This is a genomic window from Gracilibacillus massiliensis (genome assembly GCF_001458115.1).
In the GTDB taxonomy this organism is placed as follows: domain Bacteria; phylum Bacillota; class Bacilli; order Bacillales; family Amphibacillaceae; genus Gracilibacillus; species Gracilibacillus massiliensis.
Window position 1 is genome coordinate 1,200,388 of record NZ_CZRP01000013.1, and the last position, 26,487, is coordinate 1,226,874.

Annotated in this window: 22 protein-coding genes; 1 reads left to right on the forward strand and 21 read right to left on the reverse strand. The window is 36.6% G+C overall.

Annotated elements, in window-relative coordinates:
• Positions 1-92: 92 nt before the first annotated feature.
• From BN3107_RS17485 to argC, 12 genes are all read right to left on the reverse strand, one after another.
• Complete coding sequence (locus BN3107_RS17485; protein ID WP_058308901.1) at positions 93-1,574, reverse strand: alpha-N-arabinofuranosidase; 1,482 nt, start codon at positions 1,572-1,574, stop codon at positions 93-95.
• A 92-nt stretch (positions 1,575-1,666) separates the two neighbouring features.
• Positions 1,667-3,181: an arabinosylfuranosidase ArfA gene (gene arfA / locus BN3107_RS17490; RefSeq protein WP_058308902.1), complete on the reverse strand. Its 1,515-nt coding sequence runs from the start codon at positions 3,179-3,181 to the stop codon at positions 1,667-1,669.
• Positions 3,182-3,459: 278 nt separating this feature from the next.
• On the reverse strand, positions 3,460-4,584 hold the full coding sequence (locus tag BN3107_RS17495; protein ID WP_058308903.1) for a GntR family transcriptional regulator: 1,125 nt from the start codon (positions 4,582-4,584) through the stop codon (positions 3,460-3,462).
• Between the two features lie 299 nt (positions 4,585-4,883).
• Positions 4,884-5,999 (reverse strand): GntR family transcriptional regulator, encoded by a 1,116-nt coding sequence (locus BN3107_RS17500; RefSeq protein WP_058308904.1) that lies wholly within the window; start codon positions 5,997-5,999, stop codon positions 4,884-4,886.
• A gap of 197 nt (positions 6,000-6,196) precedes the next feature.
• Complete coding sequence (gene araA / locus BN3107_RS17505) at positions 6,197-7,672, reverse strand: L-arabinose isomerase (protein WP_058308905.1); 1,476 nt, start codon at positions 7,670-7,672, stop codon at positions 6,197-6,199.
• 79 nt (positions 7,673-7,751) lie between these two features.
• Positions 7,752-8,447 carry an L-ribulose-5-phosphate 4-epimerase gene (gene araD / locus BN3107_RS17510; protein WP_058308906.1) on the reverse strand — a complete coding sequence of 232 codons (696 nt, stop codon included), beginning with the start codon at positions 8,445-8,447 and terminating at the stop codon, positions 7,752-7,754.
• A gap of 815 nt (positions 8,448-9,262) precedes the next feature.
• Complete coding sequence (locus BN3107_RS17515; protein WP_058308907.1) at positions 9,263-10,012, reverse strand: C40 family peptidase; 750 nt, start codon at positions 10,010-10,012, stop codon at positions 9,263-9,265.
• A gap of 331 nt (positions 10,013-10,343) precedes the next feature.
• A complete protein-coding gene (purU, locus tag BN3107_RS17520) occupies positions 10,344-11,243 on the reverse strand; it encodes a formyltetrahydrofolate deformylase (protein WP_058308908.1) in 900 nt (299 codons plus the stop codon).
• 76 nt (positions 11,244-11,319) lie between these two features.
• Positions 11,320-12,492 carry an acetylornithine transaminase gene (locus BN3107_RS17525; RefSeq protein WP_058308909.1) on the reverse strand — a complete coding sequence of 391 codons (1,173 nt, stop codon included), beginning with the start codon at positions 12,490-12,492 and terminating at the stop codon, positions 11,320-11,322.
• A complete protein-coding gene (argB, locus tag BN3107_RS17530) occupies positions 12,485-13,288 on the reverse strand; it encodes an acetylglutamate kinase (RefSeq protein WP_058308910.1) in 804 nt (267 codons plus the stop codon). Before argB ends, BN3107_RS17525 begins: the two co-directional genes overlap by 8 nt.
• Before the next feature lie 12 nt (positions 13,289-13,300).
• Positions 13,301-14,524, reverse strand: coding sequence for a bifunctional ornithine acetyltransferase/N-acetylglutamate synthase (gene argJ, locus BN3107_RS17535; RefSeq protein WP_058308911.1), 1,224 nt, complete (start codon positions 14,522-14,524; stop codon positions 13,301-13,303).
• A 15-nt stretch (positions 14,525-14,539) separates the two neighbouring features.
• Positions 14,540-15,577, reverse strand: a complete 1,038-nt coding sequence (argC, locus tag BN3107_RS17540) for an N-acetyl-gamma-glutamyl-phosphate reductase (RefSeq protein WP_082631355.1) — start codon at positions 15,575-15,577, stop codon at positions 14,540-14,542.
• 912 nt (positions 15,578-16,489) lie between these two features.
• Between argC and BN3107_RS17545 the strand changes: the two genes are divergently transcribed.
• Positions 16,490-16,669 carry an anti-repressor SinI family protein gene (locus BN3107_RS17545; protein ID WP_058308913.1) on the forward strand — a complete coding sequence of 60 codons (180 nt, stop codon included), beginning with the start codon at positions 16,490-16,492 and terminating at the stop codon, positions 16,667-16,669.
• Positions 16,670-16,696: 27 nt separating this feature from the next.
• Here BN3107_RS17545 and BN3107_RS17550 read toward each other — a convergent pair whose 3' ends face one another.
• From BN3107_RS17550 to BN3107_RS17590, 9 genes are all read right to left on the reverse strand, one after another.
• Positions 16,697-17,365 (reverse strand): response regulator transcription factor, encoded by a 669-nt coding sequence (locus BN3107_RS17550; RefSeq protein ID WP_058308914.1) that lies wholly within the window; start codon positions 17,363-17,365, stop codon positions 16,697-16,699.
• A 6-nt stretch (positions 17,366-17,371) separates the two neighbouring features.
• Positions 17,372-18,553 carry a sensor histidine kinase gene (locus tag BN3107_RS17555; RefSeq protein ID WP_058308915.1) on the reverse strand — a complete coding sequence of 394 codons (1,182 nt, stop codon included), beginning with the start codon at positions 18,551-18,553 and terminating at the stop codon, positions 17,372-17,374.
• A 955-nt stretch (positions 18,554-19,508) separates the two neighbouring features.
• A complete protein-coding gene (locus BN3107_RS17560; protein WP_058308916.1) occupies positions 19,509-20,426 on the reverse strand; it encodes a fumarylacetoacetate hydrolase family protein in 918 nt (305 codons plus the stop codon).
• Positions 20,427-20,506: 80 nt separating this feature from the next.
• Positions 20,507-21,229 carry an amino acid ABC transporter ATP-binding protein gene (locus BN3107_RS17565; protein ID WP_058308917.1) on the reverse strand — a complete coding sequence of 241 codons (723 nt, stop codon included), beginning with the start codon at positions 21,227-21,229 and terminating at the stop codon, positions 20,507-20,509.
• Positions 21,226-21,882, reverse strand: a complete 657-nt coding sequence (locus BN3107_RS17570; RefSeq protein WP_058308918.1) for an amino acid ABC transporter permease — start codon at positions 21,880-21,882, stop codon at positions 21,226-21,228. Before BN3107_RS17570 ends, BN3107_RS17565 begins: the two co-directional genes overlap by 4 nt.
• A gap of 129 nt (positions 21,883-22,011) precedes the next feature.
• Positions 22,012-22,821: a basic amino acid ABC transporter substrate-binding protein gene (locus BN3107_RS17575; protein ID WP_058308919.1), complete on the reverse strand. Its 810-nt coding sequence runs from the start codon at positions 22,819-22,821 to the stop codon at positions 22,012-22,014.
• 187 nt (positions 22,822-23,008) lie between these two features.
• A complete protein-coding gene (locus tag BN3107_RS17580; RefSeq protein ID WP_058308920.1) occupies positions 23,009-23,914 on the reverse strand; it encodes an AEC family transporter in 906 nt (301 codons plus the stop codon).
• A gap of 19 nt (positions 23,915-23,933) precedes the next feature.
• The gene (locus BN3107_RS17585) at positions 23,934-25,085 is read right to left on the reverse strand and encodes an MFS transporter (RefSeq protein ID WP_058308921.1); all 1,152 of its coding nucleotides are present in this window, start codon (positions 25,083-25,085) and stop codon (positions 23,934-23,936) included.
• A 600-nt stretch (positions 25,086-25,685) separates the two neighbouring features.
• Positions 25,686-26,447: a CAP domain-containing protein gene (locus tag BN3107_RS17590; RefSeq protein ID WP_058308922.1), complete on the reverse strand. Its 762-nt coding sequence runs from the start codon at positions 26,445-26,447 to the stop codon at positions 25,686-25,688.
• Positions 26,448-26,487 lie beyond the last annotated feature (40 nt).

Consider the following 26,487-nt stretch of genomic DNA (forward strand, 5'->3'; position numbering starts at 1 on the left):
CATCGAAATTATTTTCGAATAATCATTTGGATTTTTTTTAATTTCAAAATTATTTTGTTTGAGTCTCTTTAATATTTAATAATAATATTACTTTATTTTACGGACAATGCTACAACGGATTTGGATGGTAAATTAATAGATAATTCATTTCCGTTGATTTGGAAATCCGTAAAGTCAATTGGTTTTACATTGTCTGGATTATCAAATGTATTGTGAGCGTCCATTTCATTTGCAGTTAATACTCGACCAGTGATTTGGTTTACATCGATTCCGCGCAAGTCAATAGTAAGGTCAGCTACATTTGCTCTGTCTACATTACACAACGTAATATTAAGATTTCCATCGTTTGCTTTAGATGCAGAAGCTGTTACTTGAGGCATTTCCTTTTCTCCAACTTTAAACGTGTCAGAGGTAATATCTAAAGCTACTTTTGCTGCATCTTGGTGAACCTTATACATTTCAAAAACGTGATAGGTTGGAGTTAAGATCATCTTCTCCTTATCAGTCAAAATCATAGACTGTAACACGTTGATAGTTTGAGCAATATTTGCCATTTGAACACGATCACTATGATCATTAAAAATATTTAATGATACACCTGCAACCAATGCATCACGGATCGTATTTTGTTGGTAAAGGAACCCTGGATTTGTCCCTTCTTCCACATCAAACCATGTTCCCCACTCATCGATAATTAGGCCGACACGTTTTTCTGGGTCATATTTATCCATAATAGTACTGTGTTTTTCAATTAGTTCCTGGATATGGTATGCTTTTTGCATGGTTACATCCCATTCATCTTCAGGGAAGTTAGTTGCAGCACCTTTTCCAGTCCAGAATTCACCTGGGATCGTGTAATAGTGCAAGCTTAGGCCATCCATGTGTTGAGCTGATTCACGCATGAGCACATCTGTCCATTTATAATCATCAACATTAGGACCGCCAGCAATACGGTAGATTTTATTTTCACCGTAATTTCTTACATACGTCTGGAAGCGATTATAAAGATCTGCATAATATTGTGGACGCATATTACCACCACAACCCCAATTCTCATTACCTACACCAAAATAAGTTAAAGCCCAAGGCTCTTCTTTACCATTTTCTTGACGTAAATTTGCCATTGGTGATTCACCGTTAAATGTCATGTATTCAACCCATTCAGACATTTCTTGAACAGTTCCACTACCTACATTTCCACATACATATGGTTCTGTTTCTAACATGTCACAAAGCATAAAAAACTCATGTGTACCGAAGTGGTTGTTCTCAATAACACCACCCCAGTGGGTATTAACCATACGTTTTCTATTTTCTCTAGGTCCAATACCATCTTTCCAGTGATATTCATCTGCAAAGCACCCACCAGGCCAACGAAGTACTGGTATCTTAATATTTTTTAATGCCTCGACAACATCATTTCTTATACCATTCGTATTTGGTATTTCAGAGTCTTCACCAACCCAGAACCCTTCATAAATACAACGTCCTAAGTGTTCTGCGAAATGACCATAAATATTCTTATTAATTGTTCCCTTCGTTACATCAGCATTGATAATTGCCCTATTTGTCATACTCTCACCTCATTATAATTTTATACTTTCATAAAAGAGGTGGAGAAAGCATCCGTATTGATCTTTCTCCACTTTTACATCATTTCAATTAATTATTTCTTTTGTAAACGAACCATATTCCAAGAAAATTTAGGGAAGATACCTACTAATTTACCATCATCTACGTATGATTCACCATTAGAATGTGGTGTTACATTTTCCTGACCAACAATGTTTACTGCTTTTGCATCTTCATTTTCTAATACTACATGTTCTACAACATCGTACCCTTCAAAAGCCCTCACATCAATGTCTACTTCTAGCGTTTTTTCTAGATGACGGTTAGTTGCAAAAATTACTAGCTCTTCTTTTTCTTCGTTATATACAACCGAAGGGTCTAAGTATGGTACATCTGTGAAATCTTTACTGTCATACTTCGGCGAGCTTACTACTGGATTTAGTGCAACCCCTCTTCCATATACAGAAGTATAGTAATAAGGATAGAAAATTGTTTGTTTCCAAGCTGCTCCACCATTTTCAGTCATAATTGGTGCAATTACATTTACAAGCTGTGCCATACATGCAATTTTGACACGGTCTGAGTGACGTAACATTGTATTTAACATACTACCAACTAGCAATGCATCCTCGAATGTGTAAACATCCTCTAATTGTGGTGGCGCTACTGTCCAAGGCTCAATTTCCTTATCCTGTTGATTAGAGTGGAACCAAACATTCCATTCGTCAAAACTTAAATACATATCCTTCTTACTGCGTTTCTTTGCCTTAATATAATCACATGTTGCAATAACTGTCTGAATAAAATTTTCCATATCCATAGATTTCGCTAAAAAGTTGGCCGTATCTCCACTTCTATTACCATAATATTGGTGAAGTGAGATATAGTCAGCTACTTCATACGTATGTTCTAATGTCTCTGCTTCCCAACTAGGGAAAGTTGGCATCTGAGAATTAGAGCTACCACAAGTCACTAATTCAATCTCGGGATCCACAAGGCGCATTGCTTTGGCTGTTTCATATGCTAAACGCCCATATTCATGTGCTGTTTTTTGACCAACTTGCCATGGCCCATCCATCTCATTTCCCAGACACCATGTTTTTATATTGTGTGGATTATCATAACCGTGTGATTTTCTTAAATCACTCCAATAGGTTCCACCTGGGTGGTTACAGTATTCTAATAAGTTTCTCGCAGCATCTATACCTCTTGTACCGAGGTTCACCGCCATCATAACATCTGAATTAGCCGCTTTTGCCCAATCAACAAACTCATTCGTACCTACTTGATTTGTTTCCGTAACTCTCCAAGCGAGCTCTAATCGTTTGGGACGTTCTTCTTTTGGTCCAACTCCATCTTCCCAGTTATAGGCAGAAACCATGTTACCACCTGGATATCTAACAATCGGTACTTGTAATTCTTTTACTAAATCAATTACATCTTGTCTAAAGCCATTTGCATCTGCAGTTGGATGATCCGGCTCGAAAATACCACCATAGACAGCTCTACCTAAGTGTTCTATAAAGGATCCATAAACCCTAGGATCAATCTCCGAAATTTGAAACTCCTTGTCTACAACCATTTTTGCCTTCACTGTTTCTTTTGCCATTACTATCATCCTTTCTATTATCTTCAATACACATGACTTACCCTCAAAATTCAAACGCTTTCAAACTTTTGATAATTAAATACTTGATCGTACATCTCATAAGTATTTCTTTGTTTTTGAGTAATTGTACGTATATTAAGATTATGAAATTATCATCTATTTGTCAAGGCTTTCATACTCATTTTCAGATACAATATTTATGTACTATTATTTATATAAACTCACGAAACAAAAATAATAAAAAGCAAGGTATCTTTATCAATACTTTGCTTTGAAAGTTATGAGATTATTAATCCTTTTTTAATAGCTGTTGTGGATTGCCGGCGGTTTATTTCAGGCTTATATAACTTTGATAATGATACATTATCAAACGGTACACCCTTTTTATCTATCATATCTATCATTGCTTTTGCTGCATCTAACCCGAGTTGACTTTTTGGGTGGATGATCGATGTTAGTTTCACTTCAGATATCTCTGCCAACATGGAATCATCATAGCCTACGAATGATATGTCCTCTGGTATTTTAATTTTCCCCTCTCTTAAGACATCCATTAATTTAAGTACAAGTTGATCATTATAGCAGACCATAGCTGTTGGTCTATCACTTTTTATTTCAATTAGTTGTTTTAAAGATTCAAATGGTTTGGTATGCTCATTTTCTGTACAATAAGTAATCATATTTTTAGGATTAATGGAGACTTTATAATCTCGATGTGCTTTAATATATCCTTTAAGCCTTTTCTGACCTTGAGCATCATCCGTTTTATGCATACACGCTATGGATGTATGTCCAAGATCTAACAAGTGCTTGGTTTGTAAATAACCTCCTTCTACATCATCTAACATAAAACTAGGTGGTTCTAACTCTTCATAAGTTGCGTTGATCATTACATAAGGTATCTGTTCTTTTTCTAATTTAAGATAGTAGTTCAAATTCGGATTAGAAGAGGCACTATTAGTAGGCTCGATAATAACACCATCATAATTACCTGATAAAATATTGCTTAAAATTTTCTTTTCTTGTTCATATTTATTATTTGTATTAAAAATACTAACATGATACCCTTGCTCACTTAAATAAGCCTCTGCCCCTCTTATAATAGTAGGGAAAATATATTCTGAAATATAAGATGTCACGATCGCAATGTTTTTAGTTGGCTGTTCAAATTGCTGATTATTCTCTATTTTTGATCGATCTTGACAGAATGTACCCGCTCCTTGTTCTCTATATAACCAATTTTCGTTTACTAACTCTCCTAATGCTAGCCGAACAGTATGGCGGCTAACACTAAATTGCTCCATCAATTCACTTTCAGAACTAATTTTTTCGTGAGGAATAATAAGTCCTTCCAAAATTTTCGATTTAATCGATTGCTTTATCTTTTTATACTTAGCTTCCATCACCGAACACCCCCCATGAAATATTCTATCTCCTTACTTTATTAACAAAACTAATTAAGTTGTCGAGCTAAATCTCGCAATTAACAATTTAAATCCTTAATTTGATAACGTTTTCATTTTTGGTTGTTATTGTTTACATTTTTATATAATTGTACGTACTACTAGTATATCAAATTTCAGCTTATTTACAACCCTTTCAGATTAGCTAAACATAATTGTGATCATCTACTAATCTATTCAAAACAAAAGCCGCCACTCTGTGCCTATAACACAAGTAGCAGCTCTACTTTAATGATTTGCTATTTAATTGGTGCTGTCGAATTTCGGACAACGAGCTCAGGATCAAAACGAATAAGATCTTTCGCCAAGTTTTGTTGTTCTTTGTTAGGTGATTTTAACTGCTTAATCATGTCTAAGATTACTTTCGCAGCTAATCTTCCCATTTCACTTTGGGGATGAGACACAGTTGTTAGTTTCACCTCTGTAACTTCAGCCATAAAAGAATCATCAAATCCGACAATTGATATATTTTCCGGAACTTTTAATTGTGCTTCCCGAATTGCATCCAGTAATTTTATTGCTAATTCATCATTGTAACAAACAATGGCTGTTGGTCTTTTTTCCTTTGGTTCTTGCAACATTTTACGTAACACTTCGACGGGTTTTGTGTTTTTTTCCTCGGTATTATAGGTGATGATATTATTCGGCAAAATTTCAATTTGGTGCTTACGATGTGCTTTTAAATAACCCTTCAGTCGTTTAGTTCCTTGAATATCATCGTTTTTAAAGAAACCTAAAATATTTATATGACCTAATTCGATTAAATGCTCCGTTTGAATTGTTCCACCTTTTTCATCATCCATTACAATATGAAAAGGCTCTAGTTCATCATAAAATGCGTTAATCATCAGATAGGGTATGTTTTGCCTTTCCAAATTTAAATAATAGTTAATATTCGGATTTGTTATCGCACTGCGTGTAGGCTCTATAATTACGCCATCAAAATGTTGCGTCAATATTTTCTCTAAAAACTTTCGTTCATTATTATGATCATTATTGGTACTAAAAAGACTAACTTGATACCCTTGTTCACTAAGGTGGGATTCTGCTCCACGAATAATGGATGGAAAGATGTAGTCTGAAATATATGTGGTAATAATTGCGATGTTTTTTTGTTGTATTAAGGAAGCATTATCCTCTTTAGAACGATCTGCACAAAATGTCCCAGCACCTTGCTCGCGGTATAACCAGCCTTGATTCACTAAATCGCCAATTGCTAACCTTACTGTATGTCGACTAACACCAAATTGTTTCATTAGTTCGCTTTCAGAACTGATTTTTTGATGAGGTTGAAAAGTACCATCTAATATTTGAGATTTTATTGCTTGTTTTACTATACTATATTTTGTTTGCATCTTTATATACACCTCAATAATCCTACAAATTCATTACTTAGTTTATAAAATGCCCTAATTTAAGCATATAGAATTAATACAAACTGTCAAGAGCAGCTATTTTTCGATGCATAGAATCTCTGATGTGACCCTACCATGTACCACCGCAAAATAATAAGACAGAGGCCCTTGATTGAAAAGGCCTCTGCTTTAACACTCTAGCGATAAATTGCTTCATTCCATTTTAATTCATTGCGGAATTGACGTAATTTGGTATCTTCATCAATTACTACGCATTCGATTTTTGCCATATCGGCAAAGTCATATAGTTGTTCTGTCGTGACATCAAAAGAGAAAACCGTATGGTGCGCCCCACCTGCATAAATCCACGCTTCTGTTGCTTCACTTAAAGAAGGCTGTGGTTTCCACAATACTTTAGCAACAGGTAAATTAGGCGTTTCTGTTTTAGGCTGTTCTGCTTTAATTTCATTAATTACTAGACGGTAGCGACCACCCATTTCCACTAAGGATGCGTTAACAGCATCTCCACCTTTGCCATCAAAAACTAAACGTGCCGGATCTTCTTTATCTCCCATACTTAATGGATTAACTACAATTTTTGGTTTTGTAGCAGAAACTGTCGGGCAGATTTCTAACATATGAGAACCTAATATCATTTCATTTCCTGGTTCCAGATGATAGGTGTAATCTTCCATGAAAGAAGTATTTTTATTATCAGCAATAATCTTCATGAAACGTGTAAGCGCAGCGGTTCTCCAATCCCCTTCACCAGCGAATCCATAGCCTTCAGCCATTAGACGCTGTGCAGCAAGTCCTGGTAATTGCTTCATTCCATGTAAATCTTCGAAGTTTGTTGTAAAAGCTGTATAATTACCTTTTTCCAAAAAGGATTTTAAACCTAGTTCGATTTTAGCTTGATAACGGATAGAGTCTTCTACATTACCTTCGTTATTTGGTATATCATACAATTCTTGGTACTCTTTATATAACTCATCAATCTCTGCTTCAGATACTTTGTCCATTTCTTCCACAAGATCACCGATACCGTAATAATCGACTACCCAGCCAAATTTAATTTGTGCTTCAATTTTATCTCCATCTGTAACAGCAACATTTCGCATATTATCACCAAAACGAGCAACACGAATATTTGATCCTTCAGAAACTGCAACTGCAGTCTTCATCCATCCCGCAATCTTTGTTGTCACATCTTTACTTTGCCAATGACCAACAACTACTTTACGAGATACATCCATACGTGTACCAATAAAGCCATACTCACGATCCCCGTGTGCTGCTTGGTTTAAGTTCATGAAGTCCATATCAATACTTTCCCATGGAATATCACGATTATACTGGGTATGCAAATGCAATAATGGTTTTTGTAAGGATTTTAGCCCAGCAATCCACATTTTTGCTGGAGAGAATGTGTGCATCCATGTAATCACACCAGCACAATTTTCATCGGTATTTGCTTGTTGCATCAAACGCTGAATGTCATCTGATGTCGTTAATACTTCCTTAAACTGCACCTCAAAAGGCAAATTACCTTCTTTATTTAATCCTGCTACCACTTCTTTTGAATTGTTTGCTACTTCTGTTAATGGACCTTCACCATAAAGGTGCTGACTTCCTGTAACAAACCAAAATTTATATGGGCGTACTTCTAACATAATGTTTTCCTCCTATTGTTTTTAATAATTTATATAGTCCCTATCACACTAATCTAGAGATTAATCCATTGAGATAGTATTACTTTTTGTCTTGTCCGTAATAGGCATTTGCGCCATGTTTTCTTAGATAGTGTTTATCTAATAGAAATTGATCCATGTCTTCAGCGTTAGGGTTAATTTGATAAGTATGCAATGCCATTTTTGCAACTTCTTCTAATACAACTGCATTATGAAGCGCTTCATGTGGATCTTTGCCCCAGTTAAAAGGTGCATGACTATGCACTAATACACTTGGAATTTGAAGTGGGTCGATATCTTTAAAAGTTTCAACAATAACATTTCCAGTTTCCCATTCATATTCACCTGACACTTCTTCCTCTGTCATACGTCTTGTACAGGGAACTTTCCCATAAAAGTAGTCCGCTTGGGTGGTACCAAGAGCCGGAATACCTTTACCTGCTTGCGCCCAGCTTGTAGCCCAAGGTGAATGGGTATGAACAATTCCACCAACACCTGGGAATTTCTTATAAAGCAAACGATGGGTTGGTGTGTCAGAAGATGGTTTTAAATCACCTTCGACAATGTTTCCATCTAAGTCTAAAACAACCAAATCTTCTACTTTCAATTCTTCATACGGAACACCACTTGGTTTAATAACCATCAAACCTGATTCTTTATCGAAACCGCTTACATTGCCCCAAGTAAATGTGACTAAACCATACTTAGGTAGATCAAGGTTTGCTTCTAATACTTGCTGTTTTAGTTCTTCAAGCATGCTTGTCTTCCACCTTTCTTATAAATATCCGCTTTTTCCTTGTACGTATGTGTAAAAATATTTACTTTTATAATAATATAATTCGTACGTACATTCAATATATAAATAGTAATTTAATAAATTTTTGCACATTTTTCTTAAAAAATTATAATAAATGGAACTTTAATAATGCACGCAAATAATATTTTTTTATACCAAAAACAAACTTTTCATAATGTACTGTTGCGCAATATGAGGGTACTGCGCAACAAATGATGACATGATGTGTGTGTTTAGAAACCGCTTCGGCTTGTCCACTTCCCTTTCCACGGGTTTTTCTCTTCAGCTAACTTTTGTAAGCAAAAAACGCTTACCAAAGTGGATCTTCGAATAAAAACATCCCGTAGGAGTTGAAGCGGACGCCTACGCTAATTTGATATTCTAAAACGCTAGTATGAGTTAGCATAATGGTATTTCTCTCACATAAAAAATTCGTTGATTGGAGTAACAGCTCAAATTGCTATCTGTCACAGTAGTTGTAGAAAAAGATATTAGCGTAGGCCGCCCACTTTCACTCCTGTGGGAACGTTTTACTTGAAGATCCACTTATTTAAGCGTTCTTTGCTTAAATAAGTTAGCTGAGAGAAAAACCCCACGGAAAGGAAAGTGGGCAGCCGGAGCGGATGTTAACCAGTTAAAACAATTTCAAAATTACCACAACAGCTAATGCGTAGGATGTTCCTAATACTTATATGAAATTCGTTTGACCCAACCTTATTTTTTAGTGAAACTTATCAGTATATTAGGTTTGCTCTTGATTCGGTCAACTGTTTGCATTATAAATCAATTAAAAATTCTACATTTTCATGTTGATATACTATTTCGAAATCTTTATTTTCTATTAGTTGATGATATAAATCTTCTGGCGAGAACCATAAATAGTCGTTTTCAAACGTATAATCCGCACCATAATGATAACAAATCCAAATTAATTTCGAGCAATATATTTTATCCCACGGGTCATCTAAAGCCTGTGATAGATTAAAAGAAAAGGATGGTTTTGATAAACCGTTCTTTAAATTATTTTGATATTTTTCATAATACTCTGTAGCATATTTTGCCGTTTTGGTCCCTATATCATTGTCCACCGGTCGGAATTGTGCATGAACCGGATGCTTATCTATAAATTGTTGGATTGGTTCTAGTACAATCGCTGGTTCACTCCCAGGTGACTCAATTAATTCATTTTCATTTATGACAATTGCAGTATGACCCATATAACCAGTCAGTTCAGACTTCACATTATCACTAGCGACTAATATGTCTCCTGCCTGGAAATTACGTTTTCTGTTTGCATAATAGTTTCTTAAGGAGTATTGCTCTCTTTCCAGTGCATTGTCATGGTAATATTCAATTACGATAGTGGTAGAAGGTTTTTGTTGGCGTAAAGCTATATAACTACCCTCCGAACCAGAATTACTTGTGACCAATCTATTATTCTCATAGACTTTATAATATATAAGTTCTACATTTGGTTTCATGTAGATAATATTTTGATTTTTCCACATACTAAAATAGTTCTTCATTTGGGAAATCACCTCATATTAACATATGAGAAATAAGACAAAATTGAGACATTCTCAACAAAAAAAGCACACCAATCTTCATTTAAGATTAGCATGCTTTATCATCCACAAACTTGTCACATTCTTATAGGTCTCACGTTGATATCTTAATGAATAGGAAAAATTCAGATTTCTTCACGGGAATCGATCCTCGCATGACGGGAATTATGTCTCTCTTGATAGGAATTATCTTCTGCTTAAAGGAAAAAAAACATAATTCCCGTCTAGCGAACGATAATTCCCGTCAACCGCATCACTATTCCCGTGAAGAAAGCAATATTCACAATTCACCTTAAAATACGATGGTTTTGTTCCCATAGACGATAATACGGTCTTCTAGGTGCCATTTCACTGCTCTTGCCAGTACACTACGTTCTACGGATTGACCTATTTTTTTCATCGCTTCAACGTTATCGCGGTGGTCCACGCGACTGATGTCTTGCTCAATAATCGGTCCCTCATCAAGATCATTTGTCACATAGTGAGAGGTTGCACCAATTAATTTCACACCACGATGATAGGCTCTCTCATATGGTTTCGCCCCAATAAAGGCAGGCAAGAACGAATGATGAATATTAATTATTTTGTTTTTAAATGTTTCAACAAAATGAGGTGTTAAGATTTGCATATAACGTGCTAATACAATCACATCGACATTGTGTTCTTGTAACAATTGAATCTGTTGTTCTTCCACTTGTTTGCGGATATCCTTATTTGCTGGAATATAATAATATGGTATGCCCAATGGCTCAACAAATTCCCTCGACGTTTCATGATTACTTACGACAAGACTGATATCAGCCATCAAATCACCACTTTGCCATTCCCAAAGTAACTCTAATAAACAATGCGGCTCTTTCGATACAAAGATCGCTACTTTTTTTACCTGGTCAACAAATTTAAAGGTTGCTTCCATTTGAAATTTATTTTTAATTTCCTGAAAATCTTCCTCTAACTGTGTTGCCTTTTCTTTTAAATTATCGATCTCAAACTCAATACGGATAAAAAACTCCCCACCATGTGGGTCTGTTGAGTATTGGTTTGATTCGAGAATGTTTGCATCATGCTCAAATAAAAATTGCGATACAGCTCCAACGATACCTGGCTGATCAGCACAATTGATTAAAAGACGTGCTCTATTTTTGTTGATTTTCTTAAATGTGTCTAACTTTTCCTGTATATAACTCTTCATCTTGATCCCTCTTTATTTGTGTCATTCAATAATACTTTATCACGTTTCCGAGGTGGGTCAAGTGATCAAACACGATCTATTGAAATATTTTATTGATCTTGCCAATAAATTCATCCACTTCTTCTTTGGTAGTTGTTAACGGTGGTAAAATACGGACGATGTGAGGCCCCGCTACAATAATCAATAATTGGTGGTCTTCTCTTGCCTTATTTACATAATCAATTGCTTTTCCTTCTACCTCAAGACCAATCAGCAATCCCTTTCCACGGATTGATTTGACTTCTGGTTTATCTGACACTAATTGCTCTAACTTTGCCCATATATATTCAGCAATTTCGTTCGCTTCCCCTAATACGTTTGTTTGAGTAAGATGATTAATCGTTGCCAATCCTGCAGTAGTGACAATTGGGTTCCCGCCAAAGGTGCTTCCATGCGTCCCAGGAGAGAATACGTTAGATACATGCTCTTTTGCTATAATCGCACCAATCGGAAAACCTGATCCTAACCCCTTAGCAATGCTAATCACATCTGGCTCGATTCCATAATGCTGATAAGCGAATAATTTACCCGTTCTTCCGATCCCTGTTTGAATTTCGTCAATCATTAATAAAATACCATGCTCTTTACAAATGCTTTCTAACTGTTTTACCCATTGCACATCAGCAGGAATCACTCCACCTTCACCTTGCACCAATTCAAGAAGCACGGCGACAGGTTTCTTTTTCTTTAATTCCTCTAATGCTTGATCATCGTTAAAAGGTAAGTAATCAAAACCAGGTGTTAATGGCGCAAATCCGTCTTGAATTTTCGTTTGACCCGTTGCAGACAATGTTGCCATTGTTCTCCCATGAAATGAATTATTAAATGTAATAATGGTTGGATTCTCTTGACCGAGCACCTCATGGCCATACTTTTTAGCTAGTTTAATCGCTGCTTCGTTTGCTTCTGCCCCACTATTACAGAAAAACACTTGGTCTCCACAACTGTTTGTCGTTAAGGCTTCCGCTAGTTTTTCTTGTGTGGGAATATGATAAAGATTGGAGCAATGCCATAATTTCGATAATTGTTCTTGTACTGCTTTTTCCACAACCTCTGGCACATGACCTAAATTACATGTCGCTATACCTGATGAATAATCCAAATATTTCTCACCTTGGTCATCCCACACATAACTTCCTTTCCCTTCTACAAGTGTAATAGGGAAACGACCATATGTATGCATCACGGGATTTACACTTTGATTAGACATGTGGCACCTCCTGATTCAAAGATATTCTTGTTCCGATTTCTTTCCCTTGCATAAATTCTAACAATCCGTGTTCCTGTGTTCCATTAACTATCGAGACTTCCATAACACCTTGGTGTAAGGCTGCTAAAGCTGATTGCACTTTCGGTATCATCCCACCAAAAATAACTTCTTGTTGTATAAGTTCTTCTATTTTCGTTTCATTTAATTGATGAAAGACTTCCTTTTCTCCATTTACTTCATGATAAATCCCTGGAATATCACTAATAAAGCACAATTTTGCACCTAAAGCCTGCGCTACCGCTGAAGCTGCCATATCGGCATTAACATTGAAGCGTTGCCCCGTTTTGTCTATTCCAATTGGAGAAACAACAGGAATTAGATTTTGATTAAAAAAGTTCTCTAGTAAGCTTGTATTTACATCTGTTACTTGGCCAACGAAACCTAATCGCCCATCTTCGTTAACTGGTTTCGCATTTAGTAAATTTCCATCTACACCACTGACACCGATCGCATTTCCATTTGCTTTTGAAAGCTCACGAACAATTCCTTTATTGATAGAACCACTTAGTGCCATTTCTACCACATCTAATACTTCGTTTGTGGTAACACGTAATCCATCAACAAACGTAGTCTCTACCCCTGTTTGTTCTAATAGTTGAGAGATCAATGGCCCGCCACCATGTACAATGATCGGTTGCCATTCTCCTTGCGCTTGAATTTCGACTATATTTTGATAAAAAGAAGGAGGCAGTTGTTCAAAGACACTACCACCACATTTGATCACGACATAATTCATTTGACGACCTCCTTATGTGCGATAAGAAGCATTAATTCTGACATATTCATACGATAAATCACAGCCCCATGCTGTAGCTCTTCCATTGGCATCCCCTAATTTCGCCAGTATCTTCACTTCGTCCTCTAATAAGTGTTCTTTGGCAGCCTCTTCATCAAAAGGATGTGGGACACCGTTTTCTACTACTAAAATATCTCCTAAGTAAATACTTACTTTATCCGGATCTAAAGACTCTCCGCTATAGCCGATCGCTGTAATGATCCGTCCCCAGTTTGCATCTGCACCGTGAATGGCAGTTTTCACCAAGTTAGATGAAATAATTGACTTAGCAATGCCTGTTGCTGCTTCATCCGTAAAGGCTCCTTCTACATTTACTTCTACTAATCTAGTTGCACCTTCACCGTCTCTTGCAATCTCTTTTGCTAAATATTCACAAACAAACTTCAATCCTTGATAAAAAGTTTCCCAGTCTTTATGGTCAGGGGTTAGCTCCTTGTTTTCTGCTTTACCATTTGCTAACACTAAAACCATGTCATTGGTACTTGTATCACCATCTACTGTAATCATGTTAAACGATTTATTAGTGATAGCCTTCAACGTATCTGTTAAATGGCTAGAGGAAATGGTTGCATCGGTTGTGACGAAACCAAGCATTGTAGCCATATTCGGATGGATCATACCAGAACCTTTTGCCGCTCCGCCAATTGTCACTGTCTCGCCATCAATTTCTAATTCGATTGCAATTCCTTTTTCTTTGGTATCTGTCGTTAAAATTGCTGTTTCAAACTTTTCTGCTCCAGTATGTGTTTGATCATTTACTTGACTGATCCCTTTTTGCAACTTATCCATCGGCAATAATTCACCAATTAAACCAGTAGACGCAACGGCTGCTAAATGTTCTTCGACACCGATTGTTTCGGCAAAAAGTTTACGCATATCATAGGCGTCTTGCAGTCCTTGCTCGCCTGTACAAGCATTCGCTATAGCTGAGTTCACAATCACTGCTTGTAATTGATTTTCTTTGGCGATACTTTCCTGTGTTACTTTTAACGGCGCTGCCTGAAAAGAATTAGTTGTGTAAACACCAGCCGCTTGAGCTGGAACCTCTGAATAGACCCAGCCTAAATCGATTTTTTTCTTACGTAATCCACAATGTAAACCACCCGCTTGAAATCCCTTTGCAGTGGCAATATTACCATCTTTAATAATTTGAAAATGTTCTTGTTGATCTCCCATGCCTGTTTTCACTCCTTAAGGATAAATAGGTAACTGATTGATACCAGTTGTTTCGTCCCATCCGCACATAATATTCATATTCTGCACCGCTTGACCCGATGCTCCTTTAACCAGGTTATCGATAACCGATACAATAATAAGCTTGCCAGTCCGCTCATCTGCATATAAACCAATATCACAATAGTTGCTACCATACACTTCTCTTGTTGATGGAATGGCACCGTTTTGTCGGACGCGAACAAACGGATGATTCTTATAATATTTTTGGTAAACGTCGATTAAATAATCTGTTGACTGCTTATCTTTCAAATCAACATATATAGTACTCATAATCCCTCTTGTCATTGGTACAATATGAGGGGTGAACGTTATTTGAATATCTTCTTTGGCACGTTCCGTTAACATTTGCTCAATCTCAGGAATGTGTTTATGCACACCTAGTTTATATGCCTTAAAGTTTTCATTCATTTCTGAAAAATGAACATTTAATGAGAGGCCTCTACCGGCACCTGATGTACCTGTTTTGGCATCAATAATAATCGATTTGCGTTCTACTAAATCATTTTCTAATACAGGCAGTAAACCTAACGTAGTTGCCGTCGGATAACAACCAGGATTTGCTAGAATACTAGCTTGTTTAATTTGTTCTTTATTGATTTCTGGCAATCCGTATACTGCTTGATCAATATACAATTGCGTAGCCATTTCTTCTCCATAGTAAGTTTGATAGATTTCACCATCGCGCAACCTAAAATCACCGGATAAATCGATACAACGCACCCCTTTATCCACTAATGCAGGTATATAATGTTTACTCACGTTAGATGGTGTGGCAAAAAAGACTAATTCTACTTGCTTTGCTATTTCCTCCACATTTAACGCCGTCATTTTAAGATCGATAATATCTACTAGATGTGGATAAACTTCCGATAAGTCTGTACCACTATTTGAATGTGATATAATTTTAGTCACTTGAACATGTGGATGGTTATGCAAAAATCGTATTAATTCAACCGCTCCATAACCCGTTCCACCTATAATTGCTACATCCACAACAGTTCCTCCTAATTTCCGTATATGATTAGTTTATAATTATACTCTATTTTGTATTTTCATGCAATATTGTTTATAAAAAAATTCAAATTATTCTTTTTTCCTTTTCTTACATCCATAGAATCTTCATCTAAATACACGAAAGAAACAACAAATTACAATGATCTTTCCACCCTAATCCTTTATCCATTATTTTATTCATTATAATGTATAAATATCCACGAACAAAAATTAACTTTATCAAACGATCAATAAGAAAAACCGAGAAAACCTACTCGGTCCTTTTAGTGGTAATTTTGAAATAGAAAATAGGTGTGATACCCGCTTCGGCTTGCCCACTTCGCTTTCCAGGGGGCGTGTCTTCAGCTAACTTTTGTAAAGAAGTTCACTTTACAAAAGTGGATCTTCAGATCACGCTGATCCCCCAGGAGTCGAAGTGGCCGCCTACGCTAAATAATGCGCTTCAACGATTGTAAGTAGTAATATAACGACTTTTATTTCATATTGTTCATAAACCTTATCAAGTTAGCTGTCACAAACGTTGTAGAGCCACTTTATAGCGTAGGCCGTCCGCTTCCACTCCTGTGGCATCCGTTTTCCCTGAAGATCCACTTTTTTGAGCGGTTTGTGCTCGAAAAAGTTAGCTGAAGGGAAAACGCCACGGAAAGGGAAGTGGACAGCTGGAGCGATGGATTCATATACACTACATTTCAAAATGACTACTTTGATAACAAATGCCTTAATACCACAGATTACATGCTTTCCTTACTTATAAAAAAGATCGTTGTTTAATAGTACTTTTTGTTTATGACTTTTATGACTATTTCAAAGTAAAAAATGACGCGAGTTACCTTTATAACGAACAAAAAATAAGATATTCTTTTTATATTAACTTATATTGGAGTGAGTACGTTGTCTGCATATCATGACCATCCCAAGCAACTTGATGCCGAATGGTTACGTCTTATCTACATTGCCGAGCAACAAGGATTAACAAAAGAAGAAGTTCAATCTTTTCTCAAACGTTTACCTGTAGTGAATCAAATTAAAAATGGAAATAGCGGATTTCACCAAAAGGATCGTGTCCGTTAACTCCTTAGGAAAAAGTATATTTTAGTTTTACACTAAACTTTTGATGAATAAAATCGCTTCAGAACGTCCTGATACACCGATTTTTCGATAAATTTTACTTACATAATTTTTGATCGTACCGACAGAGAGATACATATGCTCTGCGATTTGTTGATTAGATTTTCCTTCCATTAACAGTTCCAATACATGTAGTTCCGTGGGAGTCAGTTGAATGTTCCTTTCCTTTAAAGCTCTGACACTTGAGGCAAAAGACGCTGGTTTATTGTCCGATGTCGCATCTAACTGCTGCATTAACATCGATTGAATCGATTCCGGAATTAATATCTGCCCTCTAAGAGATTGATAGATCGCATCCACTAATTGCTGTAAATCAGCATCTTTTAACAAATAACCACTTGCACCATTTTTTAATGCTTGCAATATATATTCATTTTGTGAAAATGTCGTAAGCATAATAATTTTGATAGATGGATGATCTTGTTTGATTATTTTAGTTGCGGTAATTCCACCAATAAACGGCATGCGAATATCCATTAAAATTACATCAGGCTTCACTGTTTTTGCTTTATTTATCGCTTCTTCACCATTTGTAGCTGTTGCCACCACTTTCATATCCGCTTGTTGATGAAACATTACAGCTAATCCATCGCAAATAATTCTCTGATCATCGGCTATCATTACTTTAATTGTATTCATCTATATTCACCCTGCATTTTCATGAGATTTGGCATTATTGTTTTCTTGAGGAGGCAATTCAATGATAATGTCCGCTCCACCCATTGTTGTATTCTTTGATTGAATGGTTATTACGCCATCAAGCTCTTCCACTCTTTCTTTCATTGCCATTAAACCAAATCCTAGATTCTCCTCAAAGTTCTCCATCACGTTACCATTGTCACTTAGCCTAAATAAGATTCCTTCTTTATTTGTTACTAGATACACATAGAATTGATTTGCTTGTCCATGTCGCAAACCATTGGTTAAGCCTTCTTGCAACGCCCGAAAGATCACGATTTCTTGCTTTGGAGTCATCGAATATTCTTGCACATTTATTTCTGAATCAATCGTTACTCCAGTTTGTTCAATTGTCTCTTGTATTAATGAGGAAACGGCTTGATAAAAATCAATAAAAAAATGGCTTTCCTGTAAATCACGTACCGATTTTCGAACTTCCTGTAATCCTAATTCTAAATTACGATAAACTTGATTAAGCATGTCTTTTGCCTGATCCTGTTCTGAAACAATCAAGGTTTTAACAGCATTTAACCCGATTAGGGAAGTCGAGAAGGAATGACCGATCGAATCATGCATCTCTCTGGCAAAACGCTTTCGTTCCTGCATAATTGTTTTTTCTTCTAATTGTAAAGTGGATGTTTTCATTTTCTCATATGCCTTTTGTAATTGTTGCTTCTGTGAGATTGATAGCTTCACTAAGTAGCTGAATGTAAAGACAACTAAAAATTCTGTTATTCTTGGGATGATAAATGTCATAGATGATAATGCGGGGAAATCAAAGGCTATCCATTTGCCTAATACAAAGCTAATGTATGCAAAACTCGCAAATATAATACTAGAAGAAAGAGAATGATGGTATACCATTTCCCCAATTAATATTAGTAAAAAAACTTGCGAAATAAAGGATTGATCGACACTAATGATCACTGCTAGTAAAAGAAGCTGGGCAATCAAATAATATACACCGATTTGATTATCCAAATTAACTCGAAAAATAAAATCTCTTAGATACTGAATAATAACATAAATACTAACAAACGAATAAAGCAACATAAGGTTTGCCTGATCATCTAACGCAAATAAGGGTAACATAATCAGTTGAGTTATTAATATCGCTATCGGCATTTTTTTTTCGACAAAATTGTCCATCTTCATTTCCCCTTTTTTTATATAAAACGACTGAAAGGTAAGTATATTGATTTAGTTGTATCACAGCGTAATCGTCCGCAATACCAAGTTGTGAGCATTCATTACAGAAGGTAGTGTGGAGGTAAACGGACACTATACAACCTGATAAGTTTCGCCAACAATCACTAGAAGTCAAAAATACCTAGTGATTAAAGTCTCACTTTATTGTATCAAAGTCCACTGATATGACAAGTTAATGACTTTAAAAATGAGAAACCTGTAGGAGAAGGATGATAATCTGACATAACTTTTTGCTGTGAAGCATATTTTGATAGCTGATAACTGCGTAACAATCGCTTCGGCTTGCCCACTTCCCTTTCACCACGGGCACAAGTGCAACATCTACTCAAGCCAAAGCTTTCGTAGTGTTTTCTATGCAGTGGGGTTTTCCCTTCAGCTAACTTTTCCAAGCAAAAACCGCATGAAAAAGTGGATCTTCAGGGAAAACGATCCCACAGGAGTGGAAGTGGCCGCCTGCGCTAAATGATGCTCTACAAAGGTTGTAAATGCTAATCTAATCACAAAATTGTAGACCATAGTACTTAAAGCCAACATGTCTGTTCTTACTTTAGTTGTAGTACATATAAAAGCGCAGGCGTCGGCTTCCACTCCTGCGGAATGTTTTTATCCGAAGATCCACTTTTTAAGCGCCCTTTGCTTAAAAAGTTAGCTGAGGAGAAACAAACGCAGAAAGGGAATCCGACAAGCCGGAGTGGTTGTTACGCAGTTCTAAAATCTCATAATTACCGCCAGATTTATGTCGGATAATTCTTTTTGTGCCTATCATTAAAATAATCGCAGACACAAAAATACCTACAGCTTAGATTCTGTAGGTAAAAAAGGTACATTTTGATATGTTATGCTGTCGAATGTTTCACAAAGGCTTTTCTTTTAATGGACACACCATCTTAACTAATTATGCCTTTACCACTTTGTTTTCAAGGGTTCCTATTTTTTCAATTTCCAACGTTACTTTGTCTCCGTCATTTAAAAGCGCTGGTGGGTTCATGGCGAAGCCTACACCACCGGGAGTACCTGTTAAAATCATATCACCGGGTTCTAGTGTCATGATGTTTGATATAAATTCGATTAGAAAAGGAATATCGAAAATTAATTGTTCGGTATTAGAGGACTGTCTTTGTTCCCCGTTAACATAGGAACGAACCTGTAAATGACTTGGGTCGGAAATTTCTGAAGTGGTCACCAACCACGGACCAACAGGTGTTGAATGATCTAACGATTTACCCTGTAACCATTGTGGTGTGCGTTTTTGTAAATCTCGTGCAGAAATATCGTTACCTATTGTGTAACCTGCGACATAGTCAAGCGCATTGTCTTTTTTTACTTTTGTAGCTTTTTTACCGATCACAACAGTAAGTTCTACTTCGTAATCTAATTTTTCCGTCACAGCTGACTTATGGATGTCATCTTCCGGTCCGATCAAAGCATTATTAAATTTCGAAAACAAAACTGGATACTCAGGTAATTCTCCACCCATCTCTTTAACGTGATCCGCATAATTCGTACCTATACAGATAATTTTTGAAGGATTCGGAATCGGAGTCTCCAAGACAACCTCTGATCTTGGGAATACAATATTCTCAGGCAGATCCTGAATTTGACTAAACAAACGCTCTACCGTCATGATATTGGCATTAGCATTTAGATAAAATTCATTTGGGGCGGCCGGGAGTAATGTACCAAGCTCGTTAGAATTGGTTTTATTCGCTACGTAATCATGTGCCTTATGTACATCGATGATTTCTTGATCATTGATGATCCCGATCCGATTTGTTGCAAAAGGGTACTTCAAACGATAATTGACTAATTTCATAGGTGATCTCCTCCTTATTCGGTACTATTAGTTTAACACAGAAAGCGCTTCCCGAACATTTAGAGTCCCTAAAATTAATGTTATAACACTTTACTTAAAAAAGCTTTTGTTCTCTGATGTTTTGGTGCATCGAATATTTGTTTTGGCTCATTTTCTTCCACAATATACCCCTCATCCATAAAAATCACACGATCTCCTACTTCTTTCGCAAAGCCCATTTCGTGCGTCACAACCACCATTGTCATTCCCTCTTCTGCTAATTGCTTCATTACTTCTAATACTTCGCCAACCATTTCTGGATCCAATGCGGAAGTCGGTTCGTCAAAGAGCATCACTTTCGGTTCCATCCCTAACGCCCTAGCAATTGCCACACGTTGCTTTTGTCCACCTGATAATGATTCAGGATACGCATCTGCTTTTTCTAATAAACCGACTTTTTTTAATAAGTCTTTTGCTTTTTTTTCAGCCTCTGCTTTATTCCATTTCTTTACTGTAACAATTGGCAAAGTGATATTTTCCATTACCGTTTTGTGAGGAAAAAGATTAAATTGTTGAAAAACCATTCCAACTTCGGCCCGCAATTTATTAATATCCACTTTCTTATCTGTTAACTCTACTCCGTCTATTGTTACTGTTCCATCTGTTACGGATTCAATAAGGTTTAAGCATCTAAGAAAGGTCGACTTACCAGATCCCGAAGGACCAATTACGACAACCACTTCTTTTGGATCAATCTCTACGTTTATATCCTTTAATACTTCTAAATCACCGAAGGATTTTTTTAAATGTTTAACTGAAATCATTTTACATCCAACCTTCTTTCCATATAATTTAATAAGTACGTTAAGCTTAGTGTTAGTACTAAATAGACAAGTGCGACCATTAAATATGGTTCCCACACTCTTAAGTATTGTCCAGATGCCGCTCTTCCCCAATAAAGAAGCTCTTGTGCTGCAATCATCGCACCTAAAGAGGAATCTTTTAATAACACGATAAATTCATTACCTAATGGTGGAATCGAGCGTTTGAAAGCCTGAGGTAAAAGGACGTGACGCATAACTTGGATTTTATTCATTCCTAAAGAATGAGCCGCTTCTGCTTGACCTTTGTCAATCGATTGTAGACCAGCACGGAATATCTCTGCCACATATGCAGAAGAATTCAGTGATAAGGTAACCATCACCGAAAGAACTGGAGTCGTTGACCCTAGTATAGATGGTAATACCGCATAATGAAATAAAAATAACTGCACTAATAGAGGTGTACCTCTTAAAAAATTAATGTACCAAACAAATGGCAACCTTACAAAAACCAAAGGGGACATTTTTCCGAGCGCAATGAAGAACCCAAGTATGCAACCCATTAAAACCCCGACTACTGACATTAAGATAGTCAACCCCATACCTTCCATAAAGAACGGAAAGTATTCGACAATAATATCAAACCTAAAATCCATGTTGTTTTCTCCCTTCTTACTTATACTTTGCTTTTCGCTACCCTATTTTATTCTTTTTAAACGATCAAAAACGAAAAGCGTAACGACGTCGCTACGCTTTGTAATTCGTACAAAATTCTATATTAAAATCTACTGAGTTAGCACGTCTGTGTCTGGTTCTGCTCCAAACCACTCTTGATAAATTTCAGAATATGTTCCATTATCAATAACTGTTTGTAATGCAGCATTAATATCTTCTTTCACGTCACTATCCTTTGGAAACATGATACCGTAGAATTCTGATTCAAACGTATCAGGGTCTGTAATCATTTCAACATTCGCCTCTGGATTGTTCGCAACATATTCATCAGCTACTACGTTATCCGTTACTACAGCATCTACATCTCCTGATTGAAGGGACATAAGTGCTAATGTATTGGAATCGTATTTTGAGATATTTTCATGATTTTTGCCTAAAATCTTTTCTACAGCTTCTGCACCTGTTGTACCTGACTGGACCCCAACTTTAAGATCTTTAATATCTTCCCCACTTGTAATACCTTCTCCTTCTCGGAAGACTACTTTATGGGTTGATTCAAAGTAAGCTGATGAAAAATCGTAGGATTCTTTACGCTCATCATTTACAGTAATTCCAGCAATCGCAAGGTCAGCCTCTCCCTTTTCGACAGAGAGTAACATTGCATCCCAACCAACATTTTCTAATTGATAATCATAACCCGCTTCATCCATCACTGCTGCTAACAAATCAATATCAAAACCCACAACTTCTCCTTTATCCAAATAGGTAAAAGGCATAAACCCTGCTTCTGTCACTACAGATAAAGTTGGTTTATCATTCGAACCGTTTGTCCCGTCTGATTGCTCTTTCTCATCACTTGTCCCACACGCCACTAAAACTGTTAAAAGTAAAATCATTATTCCTTTTATTAATTTATTCATAAATATTCACTCCAAACTTATATTTATACATTTTATAATCATTATAATATAGTACAGAGCACCTGATTACAATAGGTTTTATTAATGTTTTTATATTAAAAAAATTCTGAAAATTTGTATAATTATCATTTTATTATTTGATACAAAAAAAGAAAGGGTATTATTAATATCCCTCTCTTTTTTGTCCTCATACTAATATAAATAATAATATTGGCAATGTGATAATACTTAATAGCGTGGAGATCAGTGTGACACTTGAGACATAGCCTGGCCTTGAGCCAAACTGCAATGCATACATTGTCGTATTAGCAGCAGTTGGCATCGCAGCCATCACAATTAAAATATCTTTTATCATTTCATCGAGGGGTAATGGTAATGTTAAGAAATACGCAATGATTGGAGCCAGTATTAACCGAAAGCTAACCGCTAACGATACTCGACCTACTTCTACATCACTTAACTTAATTTGAGCAAGTTGCATGCCGAGCACAATCATGATGGTTGGTATAGTAGCATCCGATACCATATCTATTGCTGTCATCATTTGATCATTTAAGTGAATTCCAAATAAATTAAGCATAATACCTAAAATGGCTCCATATATAATCGGTACTCTTATAACATCTTTAAGAGGTGAAATCTGCACACGGCGTCCTTGTGACCCACCTTTTGCCGCAAAATAGATACCAACTGTACACATGATCAACGTTTGTAACACCATGAGTATAATAGCATAGTGAAAACCCTCTTCACCAAATACCAACAAAACTAGTGGCGTACCATAATTCCCATTATTCATGAATACTGATGCCAGAATATAACCACTTTTTACAGACTGGTCCCATTTTCTAAAATATCCTATCAGATAAGCAAGCAGTATACTAATCATCGATAACATTAATAAGAAACTGCCCAAATAAAGGTAATCCGTATTCAAATCATTTTCATAAAAGGTTCTAAAAGCTAAAAACGGCGACATCAAATACAACGTCACCGTGGAAATCGACTTAATATCAATCTTCAAAAATTTAGTTCCGATATATCCAATTGCAAAAATACTAAAAATCGGAATCAATACTCCGATAAATTCCATTTTATATCACCTGTTTATATTATGATTTTCCAAATGGCAGCCAATGATAAATCAACATCATCAACGTTCCAAAGGTCGTTAAAATTCCCATAAATAAATATAAGGAAGAACCTCCTAAGTTGTCCATAATTACTCCACCGATAAGAGAGCCGATAATTCCGGAGATCCCAAAAAAGGTCGAGACAAATACTAAGTGACCGGTCGATTGTAACATCTTCGGAATAATTCGAGTCACATATTGAAAGGCTGTTAAATAAAACACACCAAATGTTAGTCCGTGTAAAAATTGCAAGGCAACGATCAACATCGGGTCTTCAAAAACAGCATAGAAGTACCAGCGAATCGAGTACAAAATACCTGCTCCAATTATAAAAATGAGCGGATGAAACTTTCGAAACCATAATCCTGCTGTTGCAAAAACAATCGCTTCACTTGCAACACCAGCAAACCAAGCAAACCCAATTAAGTCTTCCGATCCACCAAGTGAAGCGATATAAATACCAATAAAACTGTCATTGGCACGATGGGAAATTGTAATAAGTGTTATCAGTACTAAAAAGATAACAAAAGGTTTTTTCTTAACGAGTAAACCAATATCCTTAAATTGAATAGGCGGCGTTTCCACTTTCACATCGACTAATCTTGTACTGACAATAAAGGCAGCGACAGCTAAGACTAAGTAGGGCCAAACGATAAATTGAATGCCTACATTCGATAAAATAGCTCCAACTGTTAAGGATGATGTCGCAAACCCGATAGATCCCCACGTTCTTATCGAACCAAAGGATATCCCCAATTGATCAGCTCTTCTTTGTGATAAACTGTCCCCTAACGCCCCGATTGGTGCAGCAAAGAAGAAGAATGTAGCTCCAAATGTCAATAATAACGGTAATGTATCCATCTGCAGAAAGACTAAACTACTAATTATAAGTCCAATTAAACATAACATCAGTATTTTTTTTACTGTTTGATATTTATCACTGGTATATCCCCAAAATGGTTGAGAAAATATAGCGACTAATGGTCCTATTGCCATAACCCAACCAATCTCTGTTCCCGTAAGACCTTTGAATTGCAGATATAAAGGTAAAAAACTAACGATTATTGTATTGGCTCCATGAAAGCAAAATAAGAGCATCTTTAACGGTATGGTCGATTCTCCACGTGCCACTCAGTTCGCTCCCTTCTCAAGTTGTACTAATAACTTTCAATTATAGAACTTATTAGAAAGAAAAGAAAGCCGTATGATTAAACAATAGCCAAAAACTGCGAACTAGTGACAATCTTGAAAGTTGGTTGGGTGCTAGGCAAAAGCTCCGTCCATTTACTTCGCTTTCCGCGGGCACGGCTTCAGCTTCCTCAGAAAAGCAAAAACCGCTTTTCCTGCGGGATCTTCAGCTCGCGCTTTTCCCGCTGGAGTCTACGTAAATGGACTACGCTTCAATAGTGTTCTACAAATTTAGCAACAGCTAGAATGTTGCTATCACAGCATATTTCCTCGTATTTAAACAGATCTCTCGCAAAGCGGAGGAAAAATGCGACACTCCTGGGGGAACAGCACGAGCTGAAGATCCACTTGGTAAAGTGCTTTTCTTTACCAAGTTAGCTTCAGCCGTGCCCCCGGAAAGGGAGTGTTTTTCCGTAGCGTTGGATTAGCACTCATCTCAATACTTTTGTTAATAATCCTATGTATGGTACTTCGCAGTTTAGTTTAATGATGCATTTGATTGCGAAAAGGGATTAACCTGTTTTATGGTTAATCCCTTTTTGTTTATTTTTTGATAAATAGTTGTGTCCAGTAGTTGCCGTCTGAGGTGTATCCTACACCTATGTGGGTGACGTCTGCGTCGAGTAAGTTTTTGCGGTGACCTTCACTATTTAGCCAACCTTGCACAACGGACTCAGGCGATTGTTGGCCTGCAGCAATATTTTCTGATGCCTTAGTATAGTCAACTCCAAATTGTTGCAACATATCAAATGGTGAGCCATATGTTGGAGAAGTATGTGAGAAATAATTATTCTCTGCCATATCCTCCGACTTTGTCTGCGCAACATCTGCTAACTTCTTATCTAAACTCAGTTCCTGTGCTCCATTTTCGCTTCTAGCCTCATTTGTTAATTCAATAACCTTTTGTCTAAATTGATCTAACGACTCACCGTCAGATGATGGTGTTTGATTATTTTGCTCTTGGTTGGTACGCTCTTGATTTTGTTGGTCTTGTTGATTTGGAGGTTGTTGCTGACCTTGTTGCTCTTGTTGCCTTTGTTGTTCTGATGGTTGATTTGTTTGATCATTTCCATCACCTTGACGGAACCATTGATTTGGGTTGGCATCTTCAAAAATATTTTGTTCCCGTCCTGGATTTACCGGAACTTGGATGCGTTCTTCCCTCATCTCTTGGTTCCTGCCACTATTGTCACCACCAAAGCTTACATTCTCTGGTTGTATATTCTCATCCTCCGGTTCTAAGGAGGATTCATTACAGCCTATTAACAAACTAAACATTACAAATAAAATCAGATATTTGTACATTTGTATCACCTCTAGGATTTATTTTTTCCTGTAGGCTTAC